Source organism: Burkholderia sp. FERM BP-3421, from assembly GCF_028657905.1.
In the GTDB taxonomy this organism is placed as follows: Bacteria; Pseudomonadota; Gammaproteobacteria; order Burkholderiales; family Burkholderiaceae; genus Burkholderia.
In genome coordinates this window covers 3531573-3557210 of sequence record NZ_CP117782.1, presented here as the reverse complement: position 1 = coordinate 3557210, position 25638 = coordinate 3531573, and the positions used below count along the sequence as shown (strand labels likewise).

The following is a 25638-nucleotide window of genomic DNA, read 5'->3' as shown; positions in this document are numbered from 1 at the left end:
TTCGACGGATTTTACGCTCGACGGGCAAACCTGTCCGACACTCGCTCGGTCGACGGCTATAGGGAGAAGGGAGAATTCGGGCGCGCAAAAAGCAAAACCCCCGCCGGATGGGCGGGGGTTTTGGCAGAGGGAGCCTGACGATTACCTACTTTCACACGGGCAATCCGCACTATCATCGGCGTAGAGTCGTTTCACGGTCCTGTTCGGGATGGGAAGGGGTGGGACCGACTCGCTATGGTCATCAGGCAAAGAGGGTTGTCGCGCTGCTTCGCAACGCGACCAATCTGGGAAGAAGCAGTAATTTTGGGGTTGTGAGGTTGTATCTCACACGTACGCGGTACTTCAACCGTCGTACATCGAGTGCCTTGCACTCGACGCTCGATGTCCGTCTGCGCTGAAGCGCTGACGGACATCGAGACAGACTTGTTATAGGATCAAGCCTTACGGGCAATTAGTATCAGTTAGCTGAACGCATTACTGCGCTTACACACCTGACCTATCAACGTCCTGGTCTCGAACGACCCTTCAAGGAGGTCAAGCCTCCAGGGATATCTCATCTCAAGGCGAGTTTCCCGCTTAGATGCTTTCAGCGGTTATCTCTTCCGAACATAGCTACCCGGCGATGCCACTGGCGTGACAACCGGTACACCAGAGGTTCGTCCACTCCGGTCCTCTCGTACTAGGAGCAGCCCCCTTCAAATATCCAACGCCCACGGCAGATAGGGACCAAACTGTCTCACGACGTTTTAAACCCAGCAGCTCACGTACCTCTTTAAATGGCGAACAGCCATACCCTTGGGACCGGCTACAGCCCCAGGATGAGATGAGCCGACATCGAGGTGCCAAACACCGCCGTCGATATGAACTCTTGGGCGGTATCAGCCTGTTATCCCCAGAGTACCTTTTATCCGTTGAGCGATGGCCCTTCCATACAGAACCACCGGATCACTATGACCTGCTTTCGCACCTGCTCGACTTGTCGGTCTCGCAGTTAAGCACGCTTATGCCATTGCACTATCAGCACGATTTCCGACCGTACCTAGCGTACCTTCGTACTCCTCCGTTACGCTTTGGGAGGAGACCGCCCCAGTCAAACTGCCTACCATGCACTGTCCCCGATCCGGATCACGGACCAAGGTTAGAACCTCAAACAAACCAGGGTGGTATTTCAGGACGGCTCCACCGAAACTAGCGTTCCGGTTTCATAGCCTCCCACCTATCCTACACAGATCGGTTCAAAGTCCAATGCAAAGCTACAGTAAAGGTTCATGGGGTCTTTCCGTCTAGCCGCGGGTAGATTGCATCATCACAAACACTTCAACTTCGCTGAGTCTCGGGAGGAGACAGTGTGGCCATCGTTACGCCATTCGTGCAGGTCGGAACTTACCCGACAAGGAATTTCGCTACCTTAGGACCGTTATAGTTACGGCCGCCGTTTACCGGGACTTCAATCAAGAGCTTGCACCCCATCATTTAATCTTCCGGCACCGGGCAGGCGTCACACCCTATACGTCCACTTTCGTGTTTGCAGAGTGCTGTGTTTTTATTAAACAGTCGCAGCCACCAGTTTATTGCAACCCCTTCACCCTTTGCCGCAGGGCATCAAGCTACAAGGGCGTACCTTATCCCGAAGTTACGGTACCAATTTGCCGAGTTCCTTCTCCCGAGTTCTCTCAAGCGCCTTAGAATACTCATCTCGCCCACCTGTGTCGGTTTGCGGTACGGTCATTGTTAAACTGAAGCTTAGAGGCTTTTCTTGGAACCACTTCCAATTGCTTCGCTTCCTAAGAAGCTCGCGCCACACCCTTGAATTCTGCACCCGGATTTGCCTAAGTGCCTTCTCCAATGCAGCGACCGGGACTTCCAACACCCGGACAACCTTCCGCGATCCGTCCCCCCATCGCATTTAACAATGGTGCAGGAATATTGACCTGCTTCCCATCAGCTACGCATTTCTGCCTCGCCTTAGGGGCCGACTCACCCTACGCCGATGAACGTTGCGTAGGAAACCTTGGGCTTACGGCGAGGGGGCCTTTCACCCCCTTTATCGCTACTCATGTCAGCATTCGCACTTCCGATACCTCCAGCACGCTTTTCAACGCACCTTCGCAGGCTTACGGAACGCTCTCCTACCATGCACAACTAGTGTGCATCCGCAGCTTCGGTATATAGCTTAGCCCCGTTACATCTTCCGCGCAGGACGACTCGATCAGTGAGCTATTACGCTTTCTTTAAAGGGTGGCTGCTTCTAAGCCAACCTCCTGACTGTTTTAGCCTTCCCACTTCGTTTCCCACTTAGCTATATTTGGGGACCTTAGCTGGCGGTCTGGGTTGTTTCCCTCTTGACACCGGACGTTAGCACCCGATGTCTGTCTCCCGTGATTGCACTCTTCGGTATTCGGAGTTTGCTATGGCGGGGTAATCTGCAATAGACCCCAACCATGACAGTGCTCTACCCCGAAGGTGAGACACGAGGCACTACCTAAATAGTTTTCGGAGAGAACCAGCTATTTCCAAGTTTGTTTAGCCTTTCACCCTATCCAGTTTCATCCCTAACTTTTCAACGTTAGTGGGTTCGGACCTCCAGTACGTGTTACCGCACCTTCATCCTGGCCATGGATAGATCACTTGGTTTCGGGTCTACGCCCAGCAACTGAACGCCCTATTCGGACTCGCTTTCGCTACGCCTGCCCTATACGGTTGCTTGCTACTGAACGTAAGTCGCTGACCCATTATACAAAAGGTACGCCGTCACCCGTTTCCAGGCTCCGACTGTTTGTATGCATGCGGTTTCAGGATCTATTTCACTCCCCTCCCGGGGTTCTTTTCGCCTTTCCCTCACGGTACTGGTTCACTATCGGTCGATCACGAGTATTTAGCCTTGGAGGATGGTCCCCCCATCTTCAGACAGGATTTCACGTGTCCCGCCCTACTTTTCGTACACTTAGTTCTTTCTCGCTGTTTTCGTCTACAGGGCTATCACCTGCTATGGCCGCACTTTCCAGAGCGTTCGACTAACAACAAAAATAAAGAGTACAGGCTGATCCCATTTCGCTCGCCACTACTTTGGGAATCTCGGTTGATTTCTTTTCCTGCGGTTACTTAGATGTTTCAGTTCACCGCGTTCGCTTCACATAGCCTATGTATTCAGCTATGGATACTCCAGAAGGAGTGGGTTTCCCCATTCGGACATCTACGGATCAATGCTTGTTTGCCAGCCCCGTAGCTTTTCGCAGGCTACCGCGTCCTTCATCGCCTGTGATCGCCAAGGCATCCACCACATGCACTTATTCGCTTGACCCTATAACGAGTCTGTCTCGTCTTTCGACTTACAGCCGTTACAGGTTGAGTTCTCGCGTTGTGCCGTATTCCAATTGAGCCGAACATGAAGTTCGAATCATCTTGAGATACATCGATACAATCACAACCCGGATAGTTTTCACGTCCATCTCAAGACGCTTCCGCTATCCAAATTACTTACTTCTTCCAGATTGTTAAAGAACGACAGCCGATATGGTATTACTCATATCACTCTGACTGGCTCAATCGCCAATGACAAAGTTCGATCACGTCGAACGCTTGTCATTGAAGATTGTGGAGGCAGACGGGATCGAACCGACCCCTGCTTGCAAAGCAGGTGCTCTCCTAGCTGAGCTATGCCCCCATACAGAGACTTCCTCAGGTTTCTGCCCGCGGTTAGCGGCACAGTACCGAAGCACTGAACCATCACACGTCAGACAACTTGGTGGGTCTGGTTGGATTCGAACCAACGACCCCCGCCTTATCAAGACGGTGCTCTAACCGACTGAGCTACAGACCCCTGAGTCTGTCTTGATAAACAGCCGATAAGCGTGAGCGCTCAACTTTGTGCGAAGCTCGAGAAAGGAGGTGATCCAGCCGCACCTTCCGATACGGCTACCTTGTTACGACTTCACCCCAGTCATGAATCCTACCGTGGTGACCGTCCTCCTTGCGGTTAGACTAGCCACTTCTGGTAAAACCCACTCCCATGGTGTGACGGGCGGTGTGTACAAGACCGGGAACGTATTCACCGCGGCATGCTGATCCGCGATTACTAGCGATTCCAGCTTCATGCACTCGAGTTGCAGAGTGCAATCCGGACTACGATCGGTTTTCTGGGATTAGCCCCTCGCGGGTTGGCAACCCTCTGTTCCGACCATTGTATGACGTGTGAAGCCCTACCCATAAGGGCCATGAGGACTTGACGTCATCCCCACCTTCCTCCGGTTTGTCACCGGCAGTCTCCTTAGAGTGCTCTTGCGTAGCAACTAAGGACAAGGGTTGCGCTCGTTGCGGGACTTAACCCAACATCTCACGACACGCGACGACAGCCATGCAGCACCTGTGTATCGGTTCTCTTTCGAGCACTCCCGAATCTCTTCAGGATTCCGACCATGTCAAGGGTAGGTAAGGTTTTTCGCGTTGCATCGAATTAATCCACATCATCCACCGCTTGTGCGGGTCCCCGTCAATTCCTTTGAGTTTTAATCTTGCGACCGTACTCCCCAGGCGGTCAACTTCACGCGTTAGCTACGTTACTAAGGAAATGAATCCCCAACAACTAGTTGACATCGTTTAGGGCGTGGACTACCAGGGTATCTAATCCTGTTTGCTCCCCACGCTTTCGTGCATGAGCGTCAGTATTGGCCCAGGGGGCTGCCTTCGCCATCGGTATTCCTCCACATCTCTACGCATTTCACTGCTACACGTGGAATTCTACCCCCCTCTGCCATACTCTAGCTTGCCAGTCACAAATGCAGTTCCCAGGTTAAGCCCGGGGATTTCACATCTGTCTTAACAAACCGCCTGCGCACGCTTTACGCCCAGTAATTCCGATTAACGCTCGCACCCTACGTATTACCGCGGCTGCTGGCACGTAGTTAGCCGGTGCTTATTCTTCCGGTACCGTCATCCCCCCGGGGTATTAGCCCAAAGGATTTCTTTCCGGACAAAAGTGCTTTACAACCCGAAGGCCTTCTTCACACACGCGGCATTGCTGGATCAGGGTTTCCCCCATTGTCCAAAATTCCCCACTGCTGCCTCCCGTAGGAGTCTGGGCCGTGTCTCAGTCCCAGTGTGGCTGATCGTCCTCTCAGACCAGCTACTGATCGTCGCCTTGGTAGGCCTTTACCCCACCAACTAGCTAATCAGCCATCGGCCAACCCTATAGCGCGAGGTCCGAAGATCCCCCGCTTTCATCCGTAGATCGTATGCGGTATTAATCCGGCTTTCGCCGGGCTATCCCCCACTACAGGACATGTTCCGATGTATTACTCACCCGTTCGCCACTCGCCACCAGGTGCAAGCACCCGTGCTGCCGTTCGACTTGCATGTGTAAGGCATGCCGCCAGCGTTCAATCTGAGCCAGGATCAAACTCTTCAGTTCAATACCTGTTACTGTTTTCGGTTTCGTTAGAAACCGGTCGCTCACTCAAAGCTGACAGGTATATGAATTGCTTCATAAACCTGACTTACTTTAGTGTGAGACTCTTGATACTTTTGCTTGATCCGATCCGAAGATCAGACTCGCATCCCATCAAGCGCCCACACTTATCGGCTGTTAATTTTTAAAGAGCACATCTGCGAGGCGGGCCGGACTTCTTATCGACCTTCTCAGCAGCGCTGCATTTTCAGCAGCAGAGAAGCGAGATTATGATCAATTCAGAGCAGCGCGTCAACAACTTTTTTCATCGCGCTGATCGTCCTGCTATCGATCAACCATCTTTGCCCAACACGCTTGAAACCCGCGCCAGGCTTTGCTTCTCTTCCTTCGCGCTGCGTTTCCGTTAGCGCGAAAGAGGCGTGATTGTAGGCACGCTTTTCCCGCCGCGCAAGCCCTTTCGTGAAAGATTTTTAAACGACCGTATCGGCACGCTCGAGCACACCGATACGGTCACGCGATCAGCGATGCTTGAACACCGCCTTGCGCTTCTCGACGAAAGCGGCCATCCCTTCCTTCTGGTCCTCGGTCGCGAACAACGAGTGGAACAGGCGCCGCTCGAACTGCACGCCCTCGGCCAGCGTCGTCTCATACGCGCGATTGACCGACTCCTTCACCATCATCACGGCCGGCAGCGAGAACTCGCTGATCGTGGCCGCCGCCGCGATCGCCTCGTCAAGCAGCTTGTCGGCAGGCAGCACCCGCGACACCAGCCCCGCCCGCTCCGCCTCGTCCGCGCCCATGAGGCGCGCGGTCAGGCACATGTCCATCGCCTTCGCCTTCGACACCGCGCGCGGCAGACGCTGCGTGCCGCCCGCACCCGGCATCACGCCAAGCTTGATCTCCGGCTGACCGAACTTCGCGGTATCCGCCGCGAAAATGATGTCGCACATCATCGCCAGCTCGCAGCCGCCGCCCAGCGCAAAACCCGCCACCGCCGCAATGACCGGCTTGCGGATCTGCCGCACCGCCTCCCAGTTGCGCGTGATGTAGTCGCCCTTGTACACATCCATATAGGTGTACGTCGCCATCATGCCGATGTCCGCCCCCGCCGCGAACGCCTTCTCGCTGCCGGTCAGCACGATCGCCCCGATCGCATCGTCCGCGTCGAACGCCTTCAGCGCCGCGCCCAGCTCATCCATCAACGCGTCGTTCAGCGCATTGAGCGCCTTCGGACGATTCAGCGTGATCAGCCCGACCCGGCCCCGGGTCTCCACCAGGATGTTCTCGTATGCCATCTACTCCTCCTCGATCAATGAAGCGCAAAACGCCGCGCACATGCCAATGATTTAATGCTAACATTCTCCGACCAACCGGTCGGTTAATTAATAGGTCGCCGATCCCCTCAACGCTCACCAGGCCCGCCGTCATGACCCATCCTCTGTTCGCGAAACACGAAGACACGTTGCAGCACGCCCTTGCCGCCATCGAAACGCGCGGCTACTGGAGCCCGTTCGCCGAGATGCCGAGCCCCAAAGTGTACGGGGAAAGCGCGAACGCGGAGGGTGAGGCCGCCTTCAAGTCGCACCTCGACCAGGCATTCCGGCTCGATCAGCCCGCAAGCGGCGAAACGGCCGCCGCCGAGCTGTCCCCGTATGGCTTCGCGCTCGGCGTGCGCTACCCGAAATCGACGCCGGACGCACTGATCGCCGCGGCGGCGGCGGCCCAGCCGGCCTGGCGCCAAGCCGGCCCGACGGTCTGGATCGGCGTCTCGCTCGAGATCCTCGCCCGCCTGAACCGCGCAAGCTTCGAAATCGCCTACAGCGTGATGCACACCACCGGCCAGGCATTCATGATGGCGTTCCAGGCCGGCGGCCCTCACGCGCAGGATCGCGCACTCGAGGCGGTCGCCTACGCCTGGGACGAGCTGCGCCGGATTCCGGCCGGCGCGCACTGGGAAAAACCGCAGGGCAAGAACCCGCCGTTCGCGATGCAAAAGCGCTACACGATCGTGCCGCGCGGCACGGGCCTCGTGCTCGGCTGCTGCACGTTCCCGACCTGGAACGGCTACCCCGGCCTGTTCGCCGATCTCGCGACCGGCAATACCGTCATCGTCAAGCCGCATCCCGGCGCCATCCTGCCGCTCGCGATCACCGTGCGCATCGCCCGCGACGTGCTTCGCGAAGCCGGCTTCGATCCGAACGTCGTGACCCTGCTCGCCACCGAGCCGAACGACGGCGCCCTCGTGCAGGACCTCGCGCTGCGCCCGGAAATCAAGCTGATCGACTTCACCGGCAGCACGCCGAACGGCACCTGGCTCGAACGCAATGCGCACCAGGCCCAGGTGTATACCGAAAAGGCCGGCGTCAACCAGATCGTGATCGACTCCGTCGACGACCTGAAGGCCGCCGCCAAGAACATCGCGTTCTCGCTCGCGCTCTACTCCGGCCAGATGTGCACCGCCCCGCAGAACATCTATGTGCCGCGCGACGGCATCCGCACCGCGGACGGCCACGCGAGCTTCGACGACGTCGCACAGGCGATCGCAGGCGCGGTGCAAAAGCTGACCGGCGATCCGGCGCGCTCGGTCGACCTGATCGGCGCGATCCAGAACGACGGCGTCGTCACGCGCATCGCGCAGGCGCGCCAGCTCGGCCGCGTGCTCGCCGACAGCCAGAAGCTCGACCACCCGGCCTTCCCTGGCGCCCGCGTGCACACTCCGCTCGTCCTGCAGCTCGACGCCGCCGAGCGCGCCAAGTTCACACAGGAATGGTTCGGACCGATCTCGTTCGTGATCGGCACCGACTCGACCCGCCAGTCGCTCGACTTCGCCGGCGACATCGCGGCGGAGCACGGCGCGCTCACGCTGTCGGTCTACAGCACCGACGATGCCGTGATCGACGCCGCACACGACGCGGCCGTGCGCGGCGGCGTGGCGCTGTCGATCAACCTGACGGGCGGCGTGTTCGTCAATCAATCGGCCGCGTTCTCGGACTTCCACGGCACGGGCGCCAACCCCGCCGCCAACGCCGCGCTCGCGGACGCCGCCTTCGTCGCGAACCGCTTCCGCGTAGTGCAGAGCCGGGCCCATGTTGCGCCGAAGGCCGTGCCTCAGGAAGCCGGCCAGACAGCCTAAGCCATTCGGCCGACACGACATCCGCCACTTTCCCCGACTATCCTGAGCGAACTCGCCCCTCAGCGGGTTCGCTCCAGCAGGACACGCCCATGAACGATGCCTTTATCTGCGACGCCATCCGCACTCCGATCGGACGCTACGGCGGCGCGCTGAAAGACGTGCGCGCCGACGACCTCGGCGCCGTGCCGATCCGCGCGCTCCTCGAACGCAACCCGCACGTCGACTGGCGCGCGGTCGACGACGTGCTGTACGGCTGCGCCAACCAGGCGGGCGAGGACAACCGCAATGTCGCGCGCATGTCGGCGCTGCTCGCGGGCCTGCCCACCGACGTGCCCGGCTCGACCCTCAACCGCCTGTGCGGCTCGGGCATGGACGCGGTCGGGTCCGCTGCGCGCGCCATCAAGTCCGGTGAGGCGCACCTCATGATCGCCGGCGGCGTCGAAAGCATGACGCGCGCGCCGTTCGTGATGGGCAAGGCCGCCAGCGCGTTCTCCCGGCAGGCCGACATCCACGATACGACGATCGGCTGGCGCTTCGTCAACCCGTTGATGAAGAAGCTGCACGGCATCGACTCGATGCCCGAGACGGCCGAGAACGTCGCGCTCGACTACGGGGTGAGCCGCGCCGACCAGGACGCGTTCGCGCTGCGCAGCCAGCAGAAGGCCGCGCGCGCGCAGCGGGACGGCACGCTCGCCCAGGAGATCGTCCCCGTGACGATCGCCCAGAAGAAAGGCGACCCGCTCGTCGTCGCGCACGACGAACACCCGCGCGAGACCTCGCTCGACGCCCTCGCGAAACTGAAGGGCGTCGTCCGCCCCGACGGCTCGGTGACGGCCGGCAACGCCTCGGGCGTCAACGACGGCGCCTGCGCACTGCTGCTCGCCAACCAGGCCGCCCTTGAACAGTACGGCCTGCGGCGCCGCGCGCGCGTGCTGGGCATGGCGACGGCGGGCGTCGCGCCGCGCGTGATGGGCATCGGTCCCGCGCCGGCCACGCAGCGCCTGCTGCGGCAGCTCGGCATGAGCCTGGCCCAATTCGACGTGATCGAGCTGAACGAAGCGTTCGCGTCTCAAGGGCTCGCCGTGCTGCGCCTGCTCGGCATCGCCGACGACGATCCGCGCGTCAACCCGAACGGCGGCGCGATCGCGCTCGGGCACCCGCTCGGCGCGTCCGGCGCACGCCTCGTCACGACGGCGCTGCACCAGCTCGAACGCACCGGCGGCCGCTACGCGCTGTGCACGATGTGCATCGGCGTAGGCCAGGGCATCGCCCTCGCGATCGAGCGCGTGTAACCGATCCGGCGCCTCGCGCCCGTTCGTTCAGGCATCACTGAGGAGACAACCGATGTCCTATGAAACGATTCGCATTGAAATCGACCCCGCCGCACGGGTCGCGACGATCACGCTGAACCGCCCCGACAAGCTCAACAGCTTCACGCGCGCGATGCACGCGGAGTTGCTCTCCGCGCTCGGCGACGCGCAGGCCGCGCAGGTGCGCGCCCTCGTGCTGACGGGCGCGGGACGCGCCTTCTGCGCAGGCCAGGATCTCGCGGACCTCGACTTCACGCCGGGCGCGATGAGCGACCTCGGCGCCTTGATCGACGCGCACTTCAATCCGCTCGTCCGCCGTCTGCAGGCCCTGCCGTTCCCGGTGATCGCCGCCGTCAACGGCACCGCCGCCGGCGCCGGCGCGAACCTCGCATTCGCCTGCGACCTCGTCCTCGCCGCGCGTTCGAGCAGCTTCATTCAGTCGTTCGTGAAGATCGGCCTCGTGCCGGATTCCGGCGGCACCTGGTTCCTGCCGCAGCGCGCTGGCCTCGCGCGGGCGCTCGGCCTCGCGCTGACGGGCGACAAGCTCGGCGCGGAACAGGCCGAACAATGGGGACTCATCTGGCGCAGCGTCGACGACGCCGCGCTCATGGCCACCGCCGCACAACTCGCCGCGCAACTCGCGCAGCAGCCCACCCGCGCAATCGCGGCCATCAAGCAGGCGATGCGCGCGGGCGTCACGAACACACTCGACGCGCAACTCGATCTCGAACGCGACCTGCAGCGCGAGCTCGGCCAGTCCCACGACTACGCCGAAGGCGTGCAGGCCTTCATCGAGAAGCGCGCGCCGCGCTTCGAGGGGCGTTGAGATGGCCGCTTCCGCACCCGACGCCCCGTCCGCCGACGCCCTCGCTCGCGCGGTCGCGGAGGCCATGTATGAGGCGGACGCCTGCAGCCGCGCGCTCGGCATCGAGCTGGTCGAGGTCCGCCCCGGCTACGCGCGCATGCGCATGCCGGTGCGGCCCGACTTCCTGAACGGACACCAGATCTGTCACGGCGGGCTGATCTTCACGCTTGCGGACTCGACCTTCGCGTTCGCGTGCAATACCTACAACATCAATACCGTCGCAGCCGGCTGCGCGATCGAGTTCCTGCGGCCGGCGGCGGGCGGCGATGTACTGACCGCCGAAGCCGAGGAGCAGGCGCTGAGCGGCCGGCACGGCATCTACGACATCCGCGTCACGAACCAGGCGGGCGACCTGGTGGCGATGTTCCGGGGGAAATCGGCACAGATCAGGGGAACGGTGCTCGGCGCGCAACCCTAGCGCGCGCCCGTTCCCGCCATATCTATAAAGACAGGAGACACCATGACGACCCCGACCCCGCTCCCGCTCGACCCGATCGAGACCGCCAGCCGCGACGAACTGCTCGCGCTGCAGCTCGAACGCCTCAAGTGGTCGCTCGACCACGCCTATCGCAATTCGCCCGTCTACCGCGCCAAGTTCGACGCGGCCGGCGTCCACCCCGGCGACCTGCAATCGCTCGCCGATCTCGCGCGCTTTCCGTTCACGACCAAGGACGACCTGCGCGAGAACTATCCGTTCGGCATGTTCGCGGTGCCGCAGGAGCGGATCTCGCGGATCCACGCGTCGTCGGGCACGACCGGCAAGCCCACCGTGGTCGGCTACACGGCGCGCGACATCGATACCTGGGCCAACCTCGTCGCCCGCTCGATCCGCGCGGCGGGCGCCCGGCGCGGCGACAAGGTGCACATCAGCTACGGCTACGGGCTCTTCACGGGCGGCCTCGGCGCGCACTACGGCGCGGAGCGGGCCGGGCTCACCGTGATCCCGTTCGGCGGCGGCCAGACGGAAAAGCAGGTGCAGCTGATCCGCGACTTCCGCCCCGACATCATCATGGTCACGCCGAGCTACATGCTGTCGATCGCCGACGAACTCGAGCGGCAGGGCGTCGATCCGCGCGAATGCTCGCTGCGCATCGGCATCTTCGGCGCCGAGCCGTGGACCAACGACATGCGCGCCGCGATCGAGCAGCGGATGGGCATCGATGCGGTCGACATCTACGGCCTGTCCGAAGTGATCGGCCCGGGCGTCGCCTCCGAGTGCGTCGAGACCAAGGACGGCCCGACCATCTGGGAAGATCATTTCTACCCCGAAGTCATCGACCCCGAAACGGGCGAGGTGCTGCCCGACGGCGAGCTGGGCGAACTGGTCTTCACGTCGCTGACCAAGGAAGCGCTGCCGATCGTCCGCTACCGCACCCGCGACCTCACGCGCCTGCTGCCCGGCACCGCCCGCCCGATGCGCCGGATGGAAAAGATCACGGGCCGCTCGGACGACATGATGATCGTGCGCGGCGTCAACGTCTTCCCGACCCAGATCGAGGAACAACTGCTCAAGCAGCGCGCGCTCGCGCCGCACTACCAGATCATCCTGACCCGCGAAGGCGCGCTCGACGTCCTGACACTCAACGTGGAGCCGTGTCCGGACACCGCGCCCGACTCGACCGCGCTCGACCACGCGAAGCGCGCGCTCGCGCACGACATCAAGGGGCTGATCGGCGTGACCGCGGTCATCAACGTGCTGCCCGTCAACGGCATCGAGCGCTCGGTCGGCAAGGCCCGGCGCATCATCGACAAGCGCCGCGCCTGAAGCACGCGCCGCCGCCACCCCTCGGCAAAACGCCCCGCGCCAGCCAACCGGCCGGCGCGGGGCGCCGCTGAATCTCCGGTGCGCCACGCGCACCGCCTCGCGATCGCTCAGGGCATCAGGACTTGGGCAACAGCAGCCACATCCGGCCCACCTGCTTCATCCGGCCAGCCTGGTCTCCCGCATCGTCGCCGAGCCCCCAGAAGTAATCGGCGCGCACGCCGCCCTTGATCGCGCTGCCGGTGTCCTGCGCGAACACCAGGCGGTTCATCGGCGTGTTGGTCAGCGGCCGCGTGGTCTGCAGGAACACCGGCGTGCCGAGCGGAATCGCCGACGGATCCACCGCGATCGAGCGCTCCGGCGTGAGCGGCACGCCCAGCGCGCCGACCGGACCGTCCGCGCCGCCCTGCGGCACGCTCTCCGACGACGGCATCTCGCGGAAGAACACGAATCGCGGATTCGTGTCGAGCAGCGCGTCGACCCGCGCCGGGTTCGCACGCGCCCAGGCCTTGATCCCCTGCATCGTCGCCTGGCCCGCGCCCAGCTCGCCGCGATCGAGCAGCCACTTGCCGATCGACCGGTAAGGCTGGTTGTTGGTGCCGCCGTAGCCGACCCGCATCACCGCGCCGTCGTCGAGCACCACGCGCCCCGAGCCCTGCACCTGCAGGAAGAACGCCTCGATCGGATCGTCGACCCACACCAGCTCGTTGCCGTTCAGCAGCCCCGAGCGCATGAGCTGCGACCGCGCGGGCAGCGCCGCGCCGGCGCGATAGCCCGCCGGCCAGCGGTACAGCGCGTACTGGTACGGGCCGCGCCGCACCCGCGAGCCGCGCAGCAGCGGCTCGTAATAGCCGGTGACGAGCCCGTCGAGCGTGCCGTCGTTGTTCGCGAACTGGAACGGCGTGAAGTAGGTTTCGAAAAACGTGCGTGCGCCGCCGGGATCGAGGTCGTCGATCTGCTCGGCCGCCGCGCACGCGCGCCGCCAGTTCGCCTGGCGCGCGAGGCGTGTGCAATTTTGTCGCAGGGCGATCGTCGCGCCGATCAGGGTATCGTCCTGCCAGCCCGGCACCTGCTGCCACGCGACCGGCGTGAGCCGCTCCGCCGCGATCTGCCCGGGCACGATCGCCGCGCCGCCGGGCGGCCGTGCGCCCTGCCGGACCGGTGCGCCGCCGCACGCGGCCAGCAGCGCCGCCGTGACGATCGCGGCTGCCCAACCGGCCAGCCGCGGCCCAAACCACCTACAATGTTCGTTCTTGATGGAAACCGCCATGTCTGATCTGTTCGACGAATACCCGATGCTCATCTTCGCGCTGGAATCGCTGCTGGCGCTCGCCCTGCTCACTTTCATCGTCGTGTGGACCGCATCCGGCAAAAAGAAAAAGCCTTCCGGCCGCCGCGACCCGTCCTGACGCCGGGCGCCCCGCGCCCGTTCAATGCAGCGTGCGCGGCATGTGCAGCGCAAACTCTTCGACCGGCGCCTCGAAGCGCTCGCCATCCTCCGCCACGCAGAAGTACGCGCCGCGCATCGTGCCGACCGGCGTCGCGATCACCGCCCAGCTCGTGTACTCGAAATGCTCGCCCGGCTGCAGCAACGGCTGATGGCCGACCACGCCGAGCCCTTTCACCTCCTGCACCTCGCCTTCGCTGTCGGTGATGATCCAGTGCCGGGCGATCAATTGCGCGCCGACCTGCCCCGTGTTGCGGATCGTCAGCGTGTACGCGAATGCATATTGACGGCGTTCGGGGTCGGATTGTTCCGGCAAATAACTCGTTTTCACCGAGACGGTGAACTGGTACTGGCTCATGTTGGGTCCGTATCGATGATCGCGCCTCGCCGCGCGGCGCGCGGCGGCTTTGGTTCGGCATTCTGCTTGATGCCGCCCCCGCCCGCAACCGCGCCCGGCGCGCCCCGGCGGTAGAATGCGGGTTTTGCCCCGCAATGTTCCCCGCCCCAAGGTCATGACGCAATTCCGTATCGCTCCCAGCATCCTGTCGGCCGACTTCGCCCGGCTCGGCGAAGAAGTCCGCAACGTGGTCGACGCCGGCGCCGACTGGATCCACTTCGACGTGATGGACAACCATTACGTGCCGAATCTCACGATCGGCCCGCTCGTGTGCGAGGCGATCCGCCCGCACGTCCAGGTGCCGATCGACGTGCACCTGATGGTGCGCCCGGTCGACCGGATCGTGCCGGACTTCGCGAAAGCCGGGGCGAACCTGATCAGCTTCCACCCGGAAGGCTCGGACCACGTCGACCGCACGCTCGCGCTGATCCGCGACCACGGCTGCAAGGCGGGCCTCGTGTTCAACCCGGCCACGCCGCTCAACCATCTCGATCACGTGATGGACCGCGTGGACCTCGTGCTGATCATGTCGGTGAACCCGGGCTTCGGCGGCCAGTCGTTCATCCCCGAGGCGCTCAACAAGCTGCGCGAGGCACGCCGGCGCATCGACGCCTATACCGAGCGCACCGGCCGCGAGATCCATCTCGAGGTCGACGGCGGCGTGAAGACCGACAACATCGCGGAGATCGCCGCGGCGGGCGCGGACACCTTCGTCGCGGGCTCGGCGATCTTCGGCAAGCCCGATTACCGCGCGGTGATCGACGCGATGCGCGCGCAACTCGCGACCGTCGCGCAATGAGCGCGGCGCCCGCGTTCGCAGCGCCGCGCATCGACGCGGCGCTGATCGATCTCGACGGCACGATGGTCGACACCGTCGACGACTTCACGGCCGGCCTGAACGGCATGCTCGCGCAGATCGACGCGCGGCCGACCACCCGCGACGAAGTGATCCGCTACATCGGCAAAGGCTCCGAGAGCCTGATCCGGCAGGTGCTCGCGCCGCGCCTGCCGGCCGCCGACGCGCAGGCCCGCTTCGGCGAAGCGCTCGCGCTGTACCAGGACGCGTACGCGGGCATCAACGGCCGTCACACCCGCCTCTATCCGGACGTCGAGGCCGGCCTGAGCGCGCTGCGCGACGCGGGCGTGAAGCTCGCGTGCGTGACCAACAAGCCGCACCGCTTCGCGGTCGAGCTGCTCGCGCAATACCGGCTCGACGGCTATTTCGCCGTCGTGCTCGGCGGCGACAGCGTGGCCCGCAAGAAGCCCGACCCGCTGCCGATGCTCGCCGCGTGCGATGCGCTCGGCGTCGCGCCGCACGCCGCCGTGGCGATCGGCGATTCGGAGAACGATGCACTCGCCGGCCGCGCGGCGGGCACCGCGACGCTCACGGTGCCCTACGGCTACAACCATGGCAACGCTATACAAACGATAAATTCGGATGGTATAGTCGACTCACTGCTGGTCGCCGCGCGGGCAATCACCGCGCACAACGCCGCCCGGCAATCCCTCTGATTTTTTCTACCACCGCATGTTTCTGAACAAAAAACGGAGTCTGAGCAGCATCGACCGGGGAGCATGGCCCTGGCGTCGCTGGTCGCGCTAACCTCGATGAGGTACGCTGAAGCTCGTCTTCAGCCCTGTTTTTTGTTTCGCTGCGCGTTCGCGCTCCCGCTCACCATCCAGTCTGCCGGCTAGTCGCGTCCCGCTCCGTATCGGATCGGATCGGGTCGCGGATGCGCCGCGCCGTCCGGATGCGGGGGTCGCCTGCACCGCCGGTTCGGCCCCCTGCTCCAGCCGCTCGCGCAGTCCCACGTGATCCCCCGGCGTGCCCCGCCGCTCGTCCCAACAGGACCGGAACATGACTGAACTCGAATTCCAATCGCTCGCCAACGAGGGCTACAACCGCATTCCGCTGATCGCCGAGGCGCTCGCCGATCTCGAAACGCCGCTCTCGCTCTACCTGAAGCTCGCCCAGTCGGAACGCGGCGGCGCCAACTCCTTCCTGCTCGAATCGGTGGTGGGCGGTGAGCGCTTCGGGCGCTACTCGTTCATCGGCATGCCGGCCCGCACGCTGCTGCGCACCCGCGCCGGGCGCTCCGAAGTGGTGCAGGACGGCAAGGTGGTCGAAACCCACGACGGCGACCCGTTCGACTTCATCGCCTCGTTCCAGGCCCGCTTCAAGGTCGCCCAGCGGCCCGGCCTGCCGCGCTTCTGCGGCGGCCTCGCCGGCTACTTCGGCTACGACGCGGTGCGCTACATCGAGAAGAAGCTCGCCGACACCGCGCCGCGCGACGATCTCGGCCTGCCGGACATCCAGCTGCTGCTGACGGAAGAGGTCGCGGTGATCGACAATCTCGCCGGCAAGCTCTACCTGATCATCTATGCGGACCCGGGCCAGCCGGAGGCCTACACGAAGGCGAAGCAGCGCCTGCGCGAACTCAAGCAGCGGCTGCGCACGACGGTCCAGCCGCCCGTCACGTCGGCCAGCGTGCGCACCGAGATTTACCGCGAATTCAAGAAGGACGACTACCTCGCCGCCGTGCGCCAGGCGAAGGAATTCATCGCGGCGGGCGAGCTGATGCAGATCCAGGTCGGCCAGCGCCTGACCAAGCCGTATCGCGACAATCCGCTGTCGCTGTACCGCGCGCTGCGCTCGCTGAATCCGTCGCCCTATATGTATTACTACAACTTCGGCGACTTCCACGTGGTCGGCGCGTCGCCCGAGATCCTGGTGCGCCAGGAACAGCGCGGCGACGACCAGATCGTCACGATCCGCCCGCTCGCCGGCACCCGGCCGCGCGGCAACACGCCCGAGCGCGACGCGGAACTCGCGACCGAGCTGCTCAACGACCCGAAGGAAATCGCCGAGCACGTGATGCTGATCGATCTCGCGCGCAACGACGTCGGCCGCATCGCGGAAATCGGCTCGGTGTCCGTCACCGACAAGATGGTGATCGAGAAGTACTCGCACGTGCAGCACATCGTCAGCTCGGTCGAGGGCAAGCTGAAGCCCGGCATGACCAACTACGACGTCCTGCGCGCGACATTCCCGGCCGGCACGCTGTCCGGCGCGCCGAAGGTGCGCGCGATGGAGCTGATCGACACGCTCGAGCCCGTCAAGCGCGGGCTGTACGGCGGCGCGGTCGGCTACCTGTCGTTCTCGGGCGAGATGGATCTCGCGATCGCGATCCGCACCGGTCTCATCCACAACGGCAACCTGTATGTGCAGGCCGCGGCGGGCATCGTCGCCGATTCGGTGCCCGAATCCGAATGGCAGGAGACCGAGAACAAGGCGCGTGCGGTGCTGCGCGCGGCCGAGCAGGTCCAGGACGGCCTCGACAGCGACTTCTAACCGGAGACAGACCATGCTGCTCATGATCGACAACTACGATTCATTCACCTACAACCTGGTCCAGTACTTCGGCGAATTGGGCGAGGACGTGCGCACCTACCGCAATGACGAGATCACGCTCGACGAGATCGCGCGCCTCGATCCCGCCGCGATCTGCCTGTCGCCGGGCCCGGGCAATCCGCAGCATGCGGGCAACACGCTCGACGTGCTGCGCACGTTCGCCGGCACGAAGCCGATCCTCGGCGTCTGCCTCGGCCATCAGGCGATCGGCGAGGCGTTCGGCGGGCGCGTCGTGCGAGCGAAGACCATCATGCACGGCAAAGTGAGCCGGATCGAGACCGACGGCCGCGGCGTGTTCGCCGACCTGCCGGCGCACTTCGACGTCACCCGCTATCACTCGCTCGCGATCGAGCGCGAATCGCTGCCCGACTGCCTCGAGATCTCCGCGTGGACCGACGACGGCGAGATCATGGGCGTGCGCCACCGGACCCTGCCCATCGAGGGCGTGCAGTTCCACCCGGAATCGATCCTGTCCGAGCACGGCCACACGCTGCTCGAGAACTTCCTGAAGCAGGCGCGCGCCGCGACCCTGCCCGCGTAACCGGAGCCCGCCCATGTCCATCACTCCGCAGGAAGCGCTGCAGCGCACGATCGAGCATCGCGAGATCTTCCACGACGAGATGCTGCACCTGATGCGGCTCATCATGCGCGGCGACCTCTCGCCCGTGATGGCGGCCGCGATCATCACGGGGCTGCGCGTCAAAAAAGAGACCATCGGCGAGATCGCCGCCGCGGCCACCGTCATGCGTGAATTCGCGAATCACGTGCAGGTGCCCGACAACTCCCACTTCGTCGACATCGTCGGCACGGGCGGCGACGGCTCGCATACCTTCAACATCTCGACGGCGACGATGTTCGTATCGGCCGCCGCCGGCGCGAAAGTGGCGAAGCACGGCAACCGCGGCGTATCGAGCAAGTCCGGCAGCGCCGACGTGCTGGAAGCGCTCGGCGTGAACATCGACCTGCAGCCGGACCAGGTGGCGGCCTCGATCGCCGAGACCGGCATGGGCTTCATGTTCGCGCCGAACCACCACCCCGCGATGAAGAACATCGCCGCGGTGCGCCGCGAGCTCGGCGTGCGCACGATCTTCAACATCCTCGGCCCGCTGACCAACCCCGCCGGCGCGCCCAATCAGCTGATGGGCGTGTTCCACCCGGACCTGGTCGGGATCCAGGTGCGCGTGATGCAGCGGCTCGGCGCGCAGCACGTGCTGGTCGTCTACGGCAAGGACGGGATGGACGAGGTGTCGCTCGGCGCGGCCACGCTCGTGGGCGAGCTGCGCGACGGCCTGGTGCACGAATACGAGATCCATCCCGAGGACTTCGGCCTGCAAATGGTGTCGAACCGGACCCTCAAGGTCGAGAACGCGGACGAATCGCGTACCATGCTGCTCGAAGCGCTCGGCAACAAGCCCGGCGTCGCGCGCGAGATCGTCACGCTCAACGCCGGCACCGCGCTCTATGCGGCCAACGTCGCGGCGTCGATCGCGGACGGCATCCAGCTCGCGCGCGAAGCGATCGCGAGCGGCCGGGCCCGCGCGAAAGTCGACGAGCTGGTGCGCTTCACGCAGCAGCTCGCGCGCTGAACGCGCGCCCTTCTTCGAACCGGATTTACGCACGAGACTCCCATGAGCGACATCCTCGACCGAATCATCGCCGTCAAGCGCGAAGAAATCGCCGCCGCGCTGCGCAGCACGCCGCTCGAAGCGCTGAAGCTCGAAGCGTCGGCGCGCACGCACCGCGATTTCGTCGGCGCGCTGCGCGCCAAGCACGCGGCGGGACACCCCGCCGTGATCGCCGAAGTGAAGAAGGCCAGCCCGTCGAAAGGCGTGCTGCGCGAGCACTTCGCGCCGGCCGACATCGCCCGCTCCTACGCGACGCACGGTGCGGCCTGCCTGTCGGTGCTGACCGACGAGCAGTTCTTCCAGGGCAGCGCGCGCTATCTCGAAGAAGCGCGCGCCGCCTGCGACCTGCCGGTGCTGCGCAAGGACTTCATCGTCGATCCGTACCAGATCCTCGAAGCGCGCGCGATGGGCGCCGACGCGATCCTGCTGATCGCCGCCGCGCTCGACACGCCGACCATGCAGGATCTCGAAGCCTACGCGCACTCGCTCGGGCTCGCGGTGCTGGTGGAAGTGCACGACCGCGCCGAGCTGGCCGAGGCGCTCACGCTGAAGACGCCGCTCCTCGGCATCAACAACCGCAACCTGCGCACCTTCGAGACCACGATCGACACGACGCTCGACATGCTCGACATGATTCCCGCCGACCGCATCGTCGTGACCGAGTCCGGCATCCTGTCGCGCGCGGACGTCGAGCGGATGCTGGCGGCCCGGGTCCGCACCTTCCTCGTCGGCGAGGCGTTCATGCGCGCCGAGCAGCCGGGCGAGGAACTCGCGCGGATGTTCTTCTGAGCGGCGCGCGATGGCCATCGAACAGGAAATCAAGCTCGCGCTCCCGTCGGGGCTGATCGACGCGGCGCGACGCTGGCTCGACGCGCGCGCGGGAACGCCGGGCCGCGACATCACGCTGTCCAATCTGTACTTCGACACGCCCGATCTCGCGCTCGCCCGCGCCAAGAGCGCGGTGCGCCTGCGGCTCGCGCCGCAAGGCTGGCTGCAGACCTACAAGACGGTCGGCGAAGCCGAGCACGGGCTGCACCGGCGGCATGAATGGGAAATGCCGGTCGCGCGCGACCAGTTGGAGATCGACACGCTGCTCGCCGCGTGCGACGTGCCGGCCGCCGCGACCGCGCTGCGCACCGCCGCGCCCACGCTGATCGCGCTGTTCCGCACCGATTTCTCGCGCACCTTGTGGCAGCTCGACACGCCGCTCGCGCGCATCGAGGCCGCGCTCGACCTCGGCGAGATCACCGCGCAGGTCGACGGCGACACCCGCCGCGCGCCGATCTGCGAAATCGAGCTGGAACTCCTCGACGGCGACACGGCGGCGCTGCGCGCGCTCGCCGCCGAACTCGCCGCCGCCCTGCCCGGTCTCGCGCCCGACAACCAGAGCAAGGCGCAGCGCGGCTACCAGCTGCGCGCCTGACGCGGCGCGCTCCGCATGACTCACAGTTCCGTTCCCGATCCGATGCAACAACCGTCGCTCTTCGATTCGCCCGCCGCCGCCACGCCGACGGCCGCGTCGCTCGCCGCCCAGTTCGACGCGCTGCCGCCCGCATGGCACGCGCTGCTCGCGCCCTTCATCGACAGCGAAGCCTACGCGCCGCTGTGCCGCTTCGTGGACCACGAACGCGCCGCCGGCAAGACGATCTATCCGGACGACGTGTTCCGCGCGCTGCGGCTCACGAGCCCCGACGACGTGAAGGTCGTGATCCTCGGCCAGGATCCGTACCACGGCGACGACCGCGGCACGCCGCAGGCGCACGGGCTGGCGTTCTCGGTACCGCCCGGGGTGCGGCCGCCGCCGTCGCTGCGCAACATCTTCAAGGAAATCGCCGCGAACTGCGGCCATGAAGCGCCGCACCACGGTTGCCTCGACACCTGGGCGCGCCAGGGCGTGCTGCTGCTCAACACCGTGCTGACGGTCGAGAAGGCCGCCGCGGCGAGCCACGCGAAGCGCGGCTGGGAGCCGTGCACCGACACACTGATCCGCGAACTCGCGCGGCGTCATCGCGGGCTCGTGTTCATGCTGTGGGGCGCGCATGCCCAGGCCAAGCGCGCGCTGTTCGATCCGCACGCGCATTGCGTGCTCGAGGCGCCGCATCCGTCGCCGCTGTCCGCGCATCGCGGCTTCCTGGGCTGCCGCCACTTCGCGCTCGCGAACGACTATCTGGGCGCGCAGGGCCGCGCGCTGATCGACTGGCGGCTGCCGGATCAGGCGGCGACGCTCGCCTGAAGCAGCGCGGTTCGCCGCGCAAGCGCCCGCGTCCGGTTGCGCGCATGAAACTAAAACGCCGCGCACCTTTTGGTACGCGGCGTTTTTTCGTTGGCGCGAGACGATCCGCAAGGCACGCCCGGTCACAAACCGAGCGACCAGCAACCGCCGGACCGAACCGCGACGCCCGCCTGAAGCAGCGCGGTTCGCCGCGCAAGCGCCCGCATCCGGTTGCGCGCTCGAAACTAAAACGCCGCGCACCTTTTGGTACGCGGCGTTTTTTCGTTGGCGCGAGACGATCCGCAAGCCACGCCGGGTCACAAACCGAGCGACCAGCGACCGCCGGACCGAGCCGCGACGCCCGCCTGAAGCGGCGCGGTTCGCCGCGCAAGCGCCCGCGTCCGGTTGCGCGCATGAAACAAAAACGCCGCGCACCGGAAGGTGCGCGGCGTTTTTCATAGGCGCGAGGCGATCCGCAAGCCACGCCGGGCTGCAAATCGAGCGACCGGAGACCGTCAGACCGAGCCGCGACGCTCGCCTGAAGCGCGCGGGTTCGCCGTGCAAGCGCCGGACTGTCCAGCCGGCGCGGCCAAAACGACAAACGCCGCGCACCTTCCGGTACGCCGCGTTTGTCGTCATTGGCGCGGTGCTATCCGCAAGCCACGCCTCAGAGCGCGGCGATCGCCTCGCGCGCGCCGGCCAACGAGGCGCTTGCCGATTCCGGCCCGAGATTCAGGCCTTCCGCGTAGATGAAGCTCACGTCGGTCATGCCGACGAAGCCGAGGAAGGTCTTCAGGAACGGCGTCTGGGTATCGTTCGGCGTGCCCGCGTACTTGCCGCCGCGCGCCGACACCACGTGCACCTTCTTGCCCGTGATCAGCCCTTCCGGACCGTTCGCCGTGTAGCGGAACGTCACGCCGGCGCGCGCGATCCAGTCGAAATAGGTCTTCAGCTGCGACGACACGCCGAAGTTGTACAGCGGCGCGCCGATCACGATCACGTCGGCCGCGCGCAGTTCGTCGATCAGTGCGTCGCTCTTCGCGACGATCGCGCTCTGTTCCGGGCTGCGCTGGTCCACCGGTGTGAAGAACGCGCCGAGCACCGCGTCGTCGAGATGCGGCAGCGCATCGGCCAGCAGGTTGCGCACCGTCACCGTGGCGCCGGGATTCGATTGTTGCAGCTTGGCCGTCAATTCGTCGGCAAGCAGCGTGGATTGCGCGCCTTGCGAGCGGGCGGCGGAATTGATTTGCAGGATGGTCGTCATGTCGGGCTCCGTTGGGGTTGCGCCGTATCAGCGCGAGTGACGCCATTGTGCGCACGCCCCCCTTCCGGAAAAAGCATCCCGGCAACGACGGATTGTTGCACCAGCAGAACAATCCACCGCTGCCGGGCGGCCGGTCATGCGCCCAGCCAGGCCTCCCGGGCCGTCCGCTGCGCCGCGGGCTTGTCCTGCGTGCTGAGCCGGCAGCGCAGGATTTCCGGCCCGTCCAGCTTGAGCCGCACCGTGCGCAGTTCGTCGCGGCGGAAGGCGTGCAGTTCCACCTTGTCGCCCGGCCGGAAGCGCGCGAGCAGCGCATCGAGATTCGACCCCGTTATCCTCAGGCCCTCGAGCGCAACCAGCACGTCGCCGGCCGACAAGCCCGCGCGGTGCGCCGCACCGCCCTCGTAGACGGCCGCCAGCGTACAGTCCGCGCCGCCGCGCATGCGCGCGCCCAGGGTCGGCTTGGGCCCGGCGTCGCCGCCTCCGCCGGTGTCGGCCGCGAGCGTCACGCCGAACGGCGCGAACAGCGTATCGAGCGGCAAGTCGCGCGTGCCCTCGACCGCGTCGGCGTAGAGCCGGCCGAGCGTCACGCCGGTCGCTTCCGCGATCAGCGCCTCGACCTCGTCCTCACCCACGCCGCGCGGCTTGCCGTGATAGAAGTCGCGGCCGTAGCGCTGCCACAGGAGCCGCATCACGTCGTCGAGCGACTTGCGGTTGCGGGTCTGCGCGCGAATCGCGAGATCGAACGCGAGCGCGACGAGCGAGCCCTTCGTGTAATAGCTGACGATCGCGTTGGTCGCGTTCTCGTCCTGCCGGTAGTACTTGATCCACGTATCGAACGAGCTTTCCGCGACGCTCTGCTTGAGCCGCCCCGCGCCGCGCCGCACGCCGCCGATCGTGCGGCCCAGCAGCGAGAAATACTCGGCCTGCGTGATCAGCCCCGCGCGCATCAGCATCAGGTCGTCGTAGTACGACGTGAAGCCCTCGAACAGCCACAGCAGCGAGGTGTAGTTCTCGGTCGACAGGTCATACGGGGCGAACGCCGCCGGCTTGATCCGCTTCACGTTCCACGTGTGGAAATACTCGTGGCTGCACAGGCCGAGATAGGTGCGGTAGCCCTCGCTCGTCTCGGGCCGCCCCTTCACCGGCAGGTCGGCGCGGTTGCAGATCAGCGCGGTCGACGCGCGGTGCTCGAGGCCGCCGTAGCCGTCGCTGACGGCCTGCGTCATGAACACGTAGCGCGCCATCGGAGCGCGCCGCGACTTCGGCTCGAACAGCGCGATCTGCGCCTCGCACACCCGCTTCAGGTCGACCGCGAGGCGCTCGATATCGAGCGCCGCCACGCGTCCCGCGATCACCACGTCGTGCGGCACACCGTGAGCCTCGAAGCTCGCGAGCGCGAATTCGCCGAGCGTCACCGGATGATCGATCAGCTCGTCGTAGTTGTCCGCGCGGTAGACGCCGAAGCCGTGGCGCTTCGTGCCGCGCGCCTCCGTCAACGCCGTCGCGACGCGCCAGCGGCGGCCGGCATCGCCGGCCGGACGCACGATCTCGACGCTGCACGGCGCGTCCTCGCGCCCGGCGACCGCGAGGAACACGCTGGTGCCGTTGAAGAAGCCGCCGGTGTCGTCGAGATGCGCGGCGCGCACCGACAGATCCCACGCGTACACGTCATAGCGCAGCGTGAGCGCGCCCTGCACCGGCGCGGCGAGCCAGGTCCGCTTGTCGGTCTTCGCGATCGCGACCTTGCGGCCGGCGTCGTTGAACGCGCGCAGGGTCACGATGTTGCGCGCGAACTCGCGCACCATGTAGCTGCCCGGAATCCACACGGGCAACGTGAACCGCTGGCCGGCCGGATCCGGCGCGTCGACGGTGAGCGTGACCTCGAACAGGTGGGCGGCGGGATCTTTCGGAACGATCGTGTAGCGAATCGGCTTCATCTTGGAAATCGGTCGGGGAAAACGGATCGGATGCGAAAAAGGCGCTGGCGAATCGCCAGCGCCTCTGCGGCGACGCGGGCGCGGGGCCCCGCGTCACTTCACGGTGGACAGCGCCTGGTTCAGCTGGTCGGCGGAGACCGCGCCCGGCAGGCGGGTGCCGTCCGCGAGGAAGATCGTCGGCGTGCCGACCACGTTCATGCCGCGGCCGAGCGCGAGGTTCTTCTCGAGCGCGCTGGTGTCGCAGGCGGCCGCGCCGCTCGGCGCGCGATGGTCGAGCATCCACGCTTCCCAGGTCTTCACGCGATCGGTCGCGCACCAGATCGACTTCGACTTCACCGTCGAGTCGGGCGACAGCACCGGGTACAGGAACGTGTAGACCGTCACGTTGTCGACCGATTTGAGGGTCGTTTCGAGCTTCTTGCAGTACGGGCAGTTCGGATCGGAGAACACCGCGATCTTGCGCGCGCCGTTGCCCTTGACGACCTTGATCGCGTTCGCGAGCGGCAGGCTCGCGAAATCGATCTTGTTGATCTCCGACAGGCGCGCTTCGGTCAGGTTCTTGCGGGACTTGGTGTCGACGAGGTCGCCGAGCAGCATGTAGTCGCCCGTCGCGTCGCTATAGACGATCTGCGAACCGAGGTTCACTTCGTAGAGGCCGGCGACGGGCGCCTTCGCCACGCTCTTGATCTGAGCCTCGCTGCCGAGGCGCGCCTGCAGTGTCGCCTTGAGCTTGTCGGTCGTCTGATCGGCCTGCGCGGTGCAGCCGAGGGTTGCCGAAGCAACCGCCAGCACCAGCGCGGCGATACGAATCGTTTTTTTCATGCAAATTTCCTTCGGATCGATCGGGATACCGCCACAGTGTACGACGAC

At 65.0% G+C, this 25638-nt stretch carries 19 protein-coding genes, 2 tRNA genes and 3 rRNA genes; 13 read left to right on the top strand and 11 right to left on the bottom strand.

Annotated features, from left to right (window positions below):
• Positions 1-132: 132 nt before the first annotated feature.
• The 6 genes from rrf to Bsp3421_RS32220 all read right to left on the bottom strand — a co-directional run bounded on the left by rrf (position 133) and on the right by Bsp3421_RS32220 (position 6699).
• Positions 133-246, bottom strand: a 5S ribosomal RNA gene (rrf, locus tag Bsp3421_RS32245).
• 184 nt (positions 247-430) lie between these two features.
• Positions 431-3301, bottom strand: a 23S ribosomal RNA gene (locus Bsp3421_RS32240).
• Positions 3302-3595: 294 nt separating this feature from the next.
• Positions 3596-3664 (bottom strand) — tRNA-Ala (locus Bsp3421_RS32235).
• 79 nt (positions 3665-3743) lie between these two features.
• A tRNA-Ile gene (locus tag Bsp3421_RS32230) sits at positions 3744-3820 on the bottom strand.
• Positions 3821-3881: 61 nt separating this feature from the next.
• Positions 3882-5407, bottom strand: a 16S ribosomal RNA gene (locus Bsp3421_RS32225).
• Together the 16S, 23S and 5S rRNA genes with 2 tRNA genes alongside form the textbook arrangement of a ribosomal RNA operon.
• A gap of 515 nt (positions 5408-5922) precedes the next feature.
• Positions 5923-6699 carry an enoyl-CoA hydratase gene (locus Bsp3421_RS32220; protein ID WP_274001000.1) on the bottom strand — a complete coding sequence of 259 codons (777 nt, stop codon included), beginning with the start codon at positions 6697-6699 and terminating at the stop codon, positions 5923-5925.
• A gap of 131 nt (positions 6700-6830) precedes the next feature.
• Between Bsp3421_RS32220 and paaN the strand changes: the two genes are divergently transcribed.
• The 5 genes from paaN (at position 6831) to paaK (ending at position 12477) form a co-directional block, all read left to right on the top strand.
• On the top strand, positions 6831-8537 hold the full coding sequence (gene paaN, locus Bsp3421_RS32215) for a phenylacetic acid degradation protein PaaN (RefSeq protein WP_274000999.1): 1707 nt from the start codon (positions 6831-6833) through the stop codon (positions 8535-8537).
• Between the two features lie 89 nt (positions 8538-8626).
• Positions 8627-9829 carry a 3-oxoadipyl-CoA thiolase gene (gene pcaF / locus Bsp3421_RS32210; RefSeq protein ID WP_274000997.1) on the top strand — a complete coding sequence of 401 codons (1203 nt, stop codon included), beginning with the start codon at positions 8627-8629 and terminating at the stop codon, positions 9827-9829.
• Positions 9830-9881: 52 nt separating this feature from the next.
• Positions 9882-10673 (top strand): 2-(1,2-epoxy-1,2-dihydrophenyl)acetyl-CoA isomerase PaaG, encoded by a 792-nt coding sequence (gene paaG, locus Bsp3421_RS32205; RefSeq protein ID WP_274000996.1) that lies wholly within the window; start codon positions 9882-9884, stop codon positions 10671-10673.
• Between the two features lies 1 nt (position 10674).
• Positions 10675-11130, top strand: a complete 456-nt coding sequence (paaI, locus tag Bsp3421_RS32200; protein WP_274000995.1) for a hydroxyphenylacetyl-CoA thioesterase PaaI — start codon at positions 10675-10677, stop codon at positions 11128-11130.
• 42 nt (positions 11131-11172) lie between these two features.
• Positions 11173-12477, top strand: a complete 1305-nt coding sequence (gene paaK, locus Bsp3421_RS32195) for a phenylacetate--CoA ligase PaaK (RefSeq protein WP_274000994.1) — start codon at positions 11173-11175, stop codon at positions 12475-12477.
• A 115-nt stretch (positions 12478-12592) separates the two neighbouring features.
• Here the strand turns inward: paaK and mltA are convergent, their stop codons facing one another.
• The gene (gene mltA / locus Bsp3421_RS32190) at positions 12593-13822 is read right to left on the bottom strand and encodes a murein transglycosylase A (RefSeq protein ID WP_274000992.1); all 1230 of its coding nucleotides are present in this window, start codon (positions 13820-13822) and stop codon (positions 12593-12595) included.
• Between the two features lie 82 nt (positions 13823-13904).
• Complete coding sequence (apaG, locus tag Bsp3421_RS32185) at positions 13905-14279, bottom strand: Co2+/Mg2+ efflux protein ApaG (protein WP_252984817.1); 375 nt, start codon at positions 14277-14279, stop codon at positions 13905-13907.
• 154 nt (positions 14280-14433) lie between these two features.
• Between apaG and rpe the strand changes: the two genes are divergently transcribed.
• The 8 genes from rpe to Bsp3421_RS32145 all read left to right on the top strand — a co-directional run bounded on the left by rpe (position 14434) and on the right by Bsp3421_RS32145 (position 21588).
• Positions 14434-15117: a ribulose-phosphate 3-epimerase gene (rpe, locus tag Bsp3421_RS32180; protein ID WP_274000991.1), complete on the top strand. Its 684-nt coding sequence runs from the start codon at positions 14434-14436 to the stop codon at positions 15115-15117.
• The gene (locus Bsp3421_RS32175; RefSeq protein ID WP_274000990.1) at positions 15114-15830 is read left to right on the top strand and encodes a phosphoglycolate phosphatase; all 717 of its coding nucleotides are present in this window, start codon (positions 15114-15116) and stop codon (positions 15828-15830) included. The genes rpe and Bsp3421_RS32175 overlap by 4 nt, the downstream gene beginning before the upstream one ends.
• Positions 15831-16176: 346 nt before the next feature.
• Positions 16177-17670 carry an anthranilate synthase component I gene (trpE, locus tag Bsp3421_RS32170; protein ID WP_274000989.1) on the top strand — a complete coding sequence of 498 codons (1494 nt, stop codon included), beginning with the start codon at positions 16177-16179 and terminating at the stop codon, positions 17668-17670.
• A gap of 13 nt (positions 17671-17683) precedes the next feature.
• Positions 17684-18271 carry an aminodeoxychorismate/anthranilate synthase component II gene (locus Bsp3421_RS32165; RefSeq protein WP_274000987.1) on the top strand — a complete coding sequence of 196 codons (588 nt, stop codon included), beginning with the start codon at positions 17684-17686 and terminating at the stop codon, positions 18269-18271.
• A gap of 13 nt (positions 18272-18284) precedes the next feature.
• Positions 18285-19316, top strand: a complete 1032-nt coding sequence (gene trpD / locus Bsp3421_RS32160; RefSeq protein WP_274000985.1) for an anthranilate phosphoribosyltransferase — start codon at positions 18285-18287, stop codon at positions 19314-19316.
• 42 nt (positions 19317-19358) lie between these two features.
• The gene (trpC, locus tag Bsp3421_RS32155) at positions 19359-20144 is read left to right on the top strand and encodes an indole-3-glycerol phosphate synthase TrpC (RefSeq protein ID WP_274000984.1); all 786 of its coding nucleotides are present in this window, start codon (positions 19359-19361) and stop codon (positions 20142-20144) included.
• Positions 20145-20154: 10 nt separating this feature from the next.
• A complete protein-coding gene (locus tag Bsp3421_RS32150; protein ID WP_274000983.1) occupies positions 20155-20778 on the top strand; it encodes a CYTH domain-containing protein in 624 nt (207 codons plus the stop codon).
• A gap of 42 nt (positions 20779-20820) precedes the next feature.
• Positions 20821-21588 (top strand): uracil-DNA glycosylase, encoded by a 768-nt coding sequence (locus tag Bsp3421_RS32145; RefSeq protein ID WP_274004432.1) that lies wholly within the window; start codon positions 20821-20823, stop codon positions 21586-21588.
• Positions 21589-22234: 646 nt separating this feature from the next.
• On the opposite strand, the gene Bsp3421_RS32140 is transcribed toward Bsp3421_RS32145, so the two are convergent.
• From Bsp3421_RS32140 to Bsp3421_RS32130, 3 genes are all read right to left on the bottom strand, one after another.
• On the bottom strand, positions 22235-22831 hold the full coding sequence (locus Bsp3421_RS32140; RefSeq protein WP_274000982.1) for an FMN-dependent NADH-azoreductase: 597 nt from the start codon (positions 22829-22831) through the stop codon (positions 22235-22237).
• A gap of 134 nt (positions 22832-22965) precedes the next feature.
• Positions 22966-24768, bottom strand: a complete 1803-nt coding sequence (locus Bsp3421_RS32135) for a M61 family metallopeptidase (RefSeq protein ID WP_274000980.1) — start codon at positions 24766-24768, stop codon at positions 22966-22968.
• Between the two features lie 93 nt (positions 24769-24861).
• Entirely contained in the window at positions 24862-25590 is a 729-nt protein-coding gene (locus tag Bsp3421_RS32130; protein WP_274000979.1) for a DsbC family protein, read from the bottom strand.
• Positions 25591-25638 lie beyond the last annotated feature (48 nt).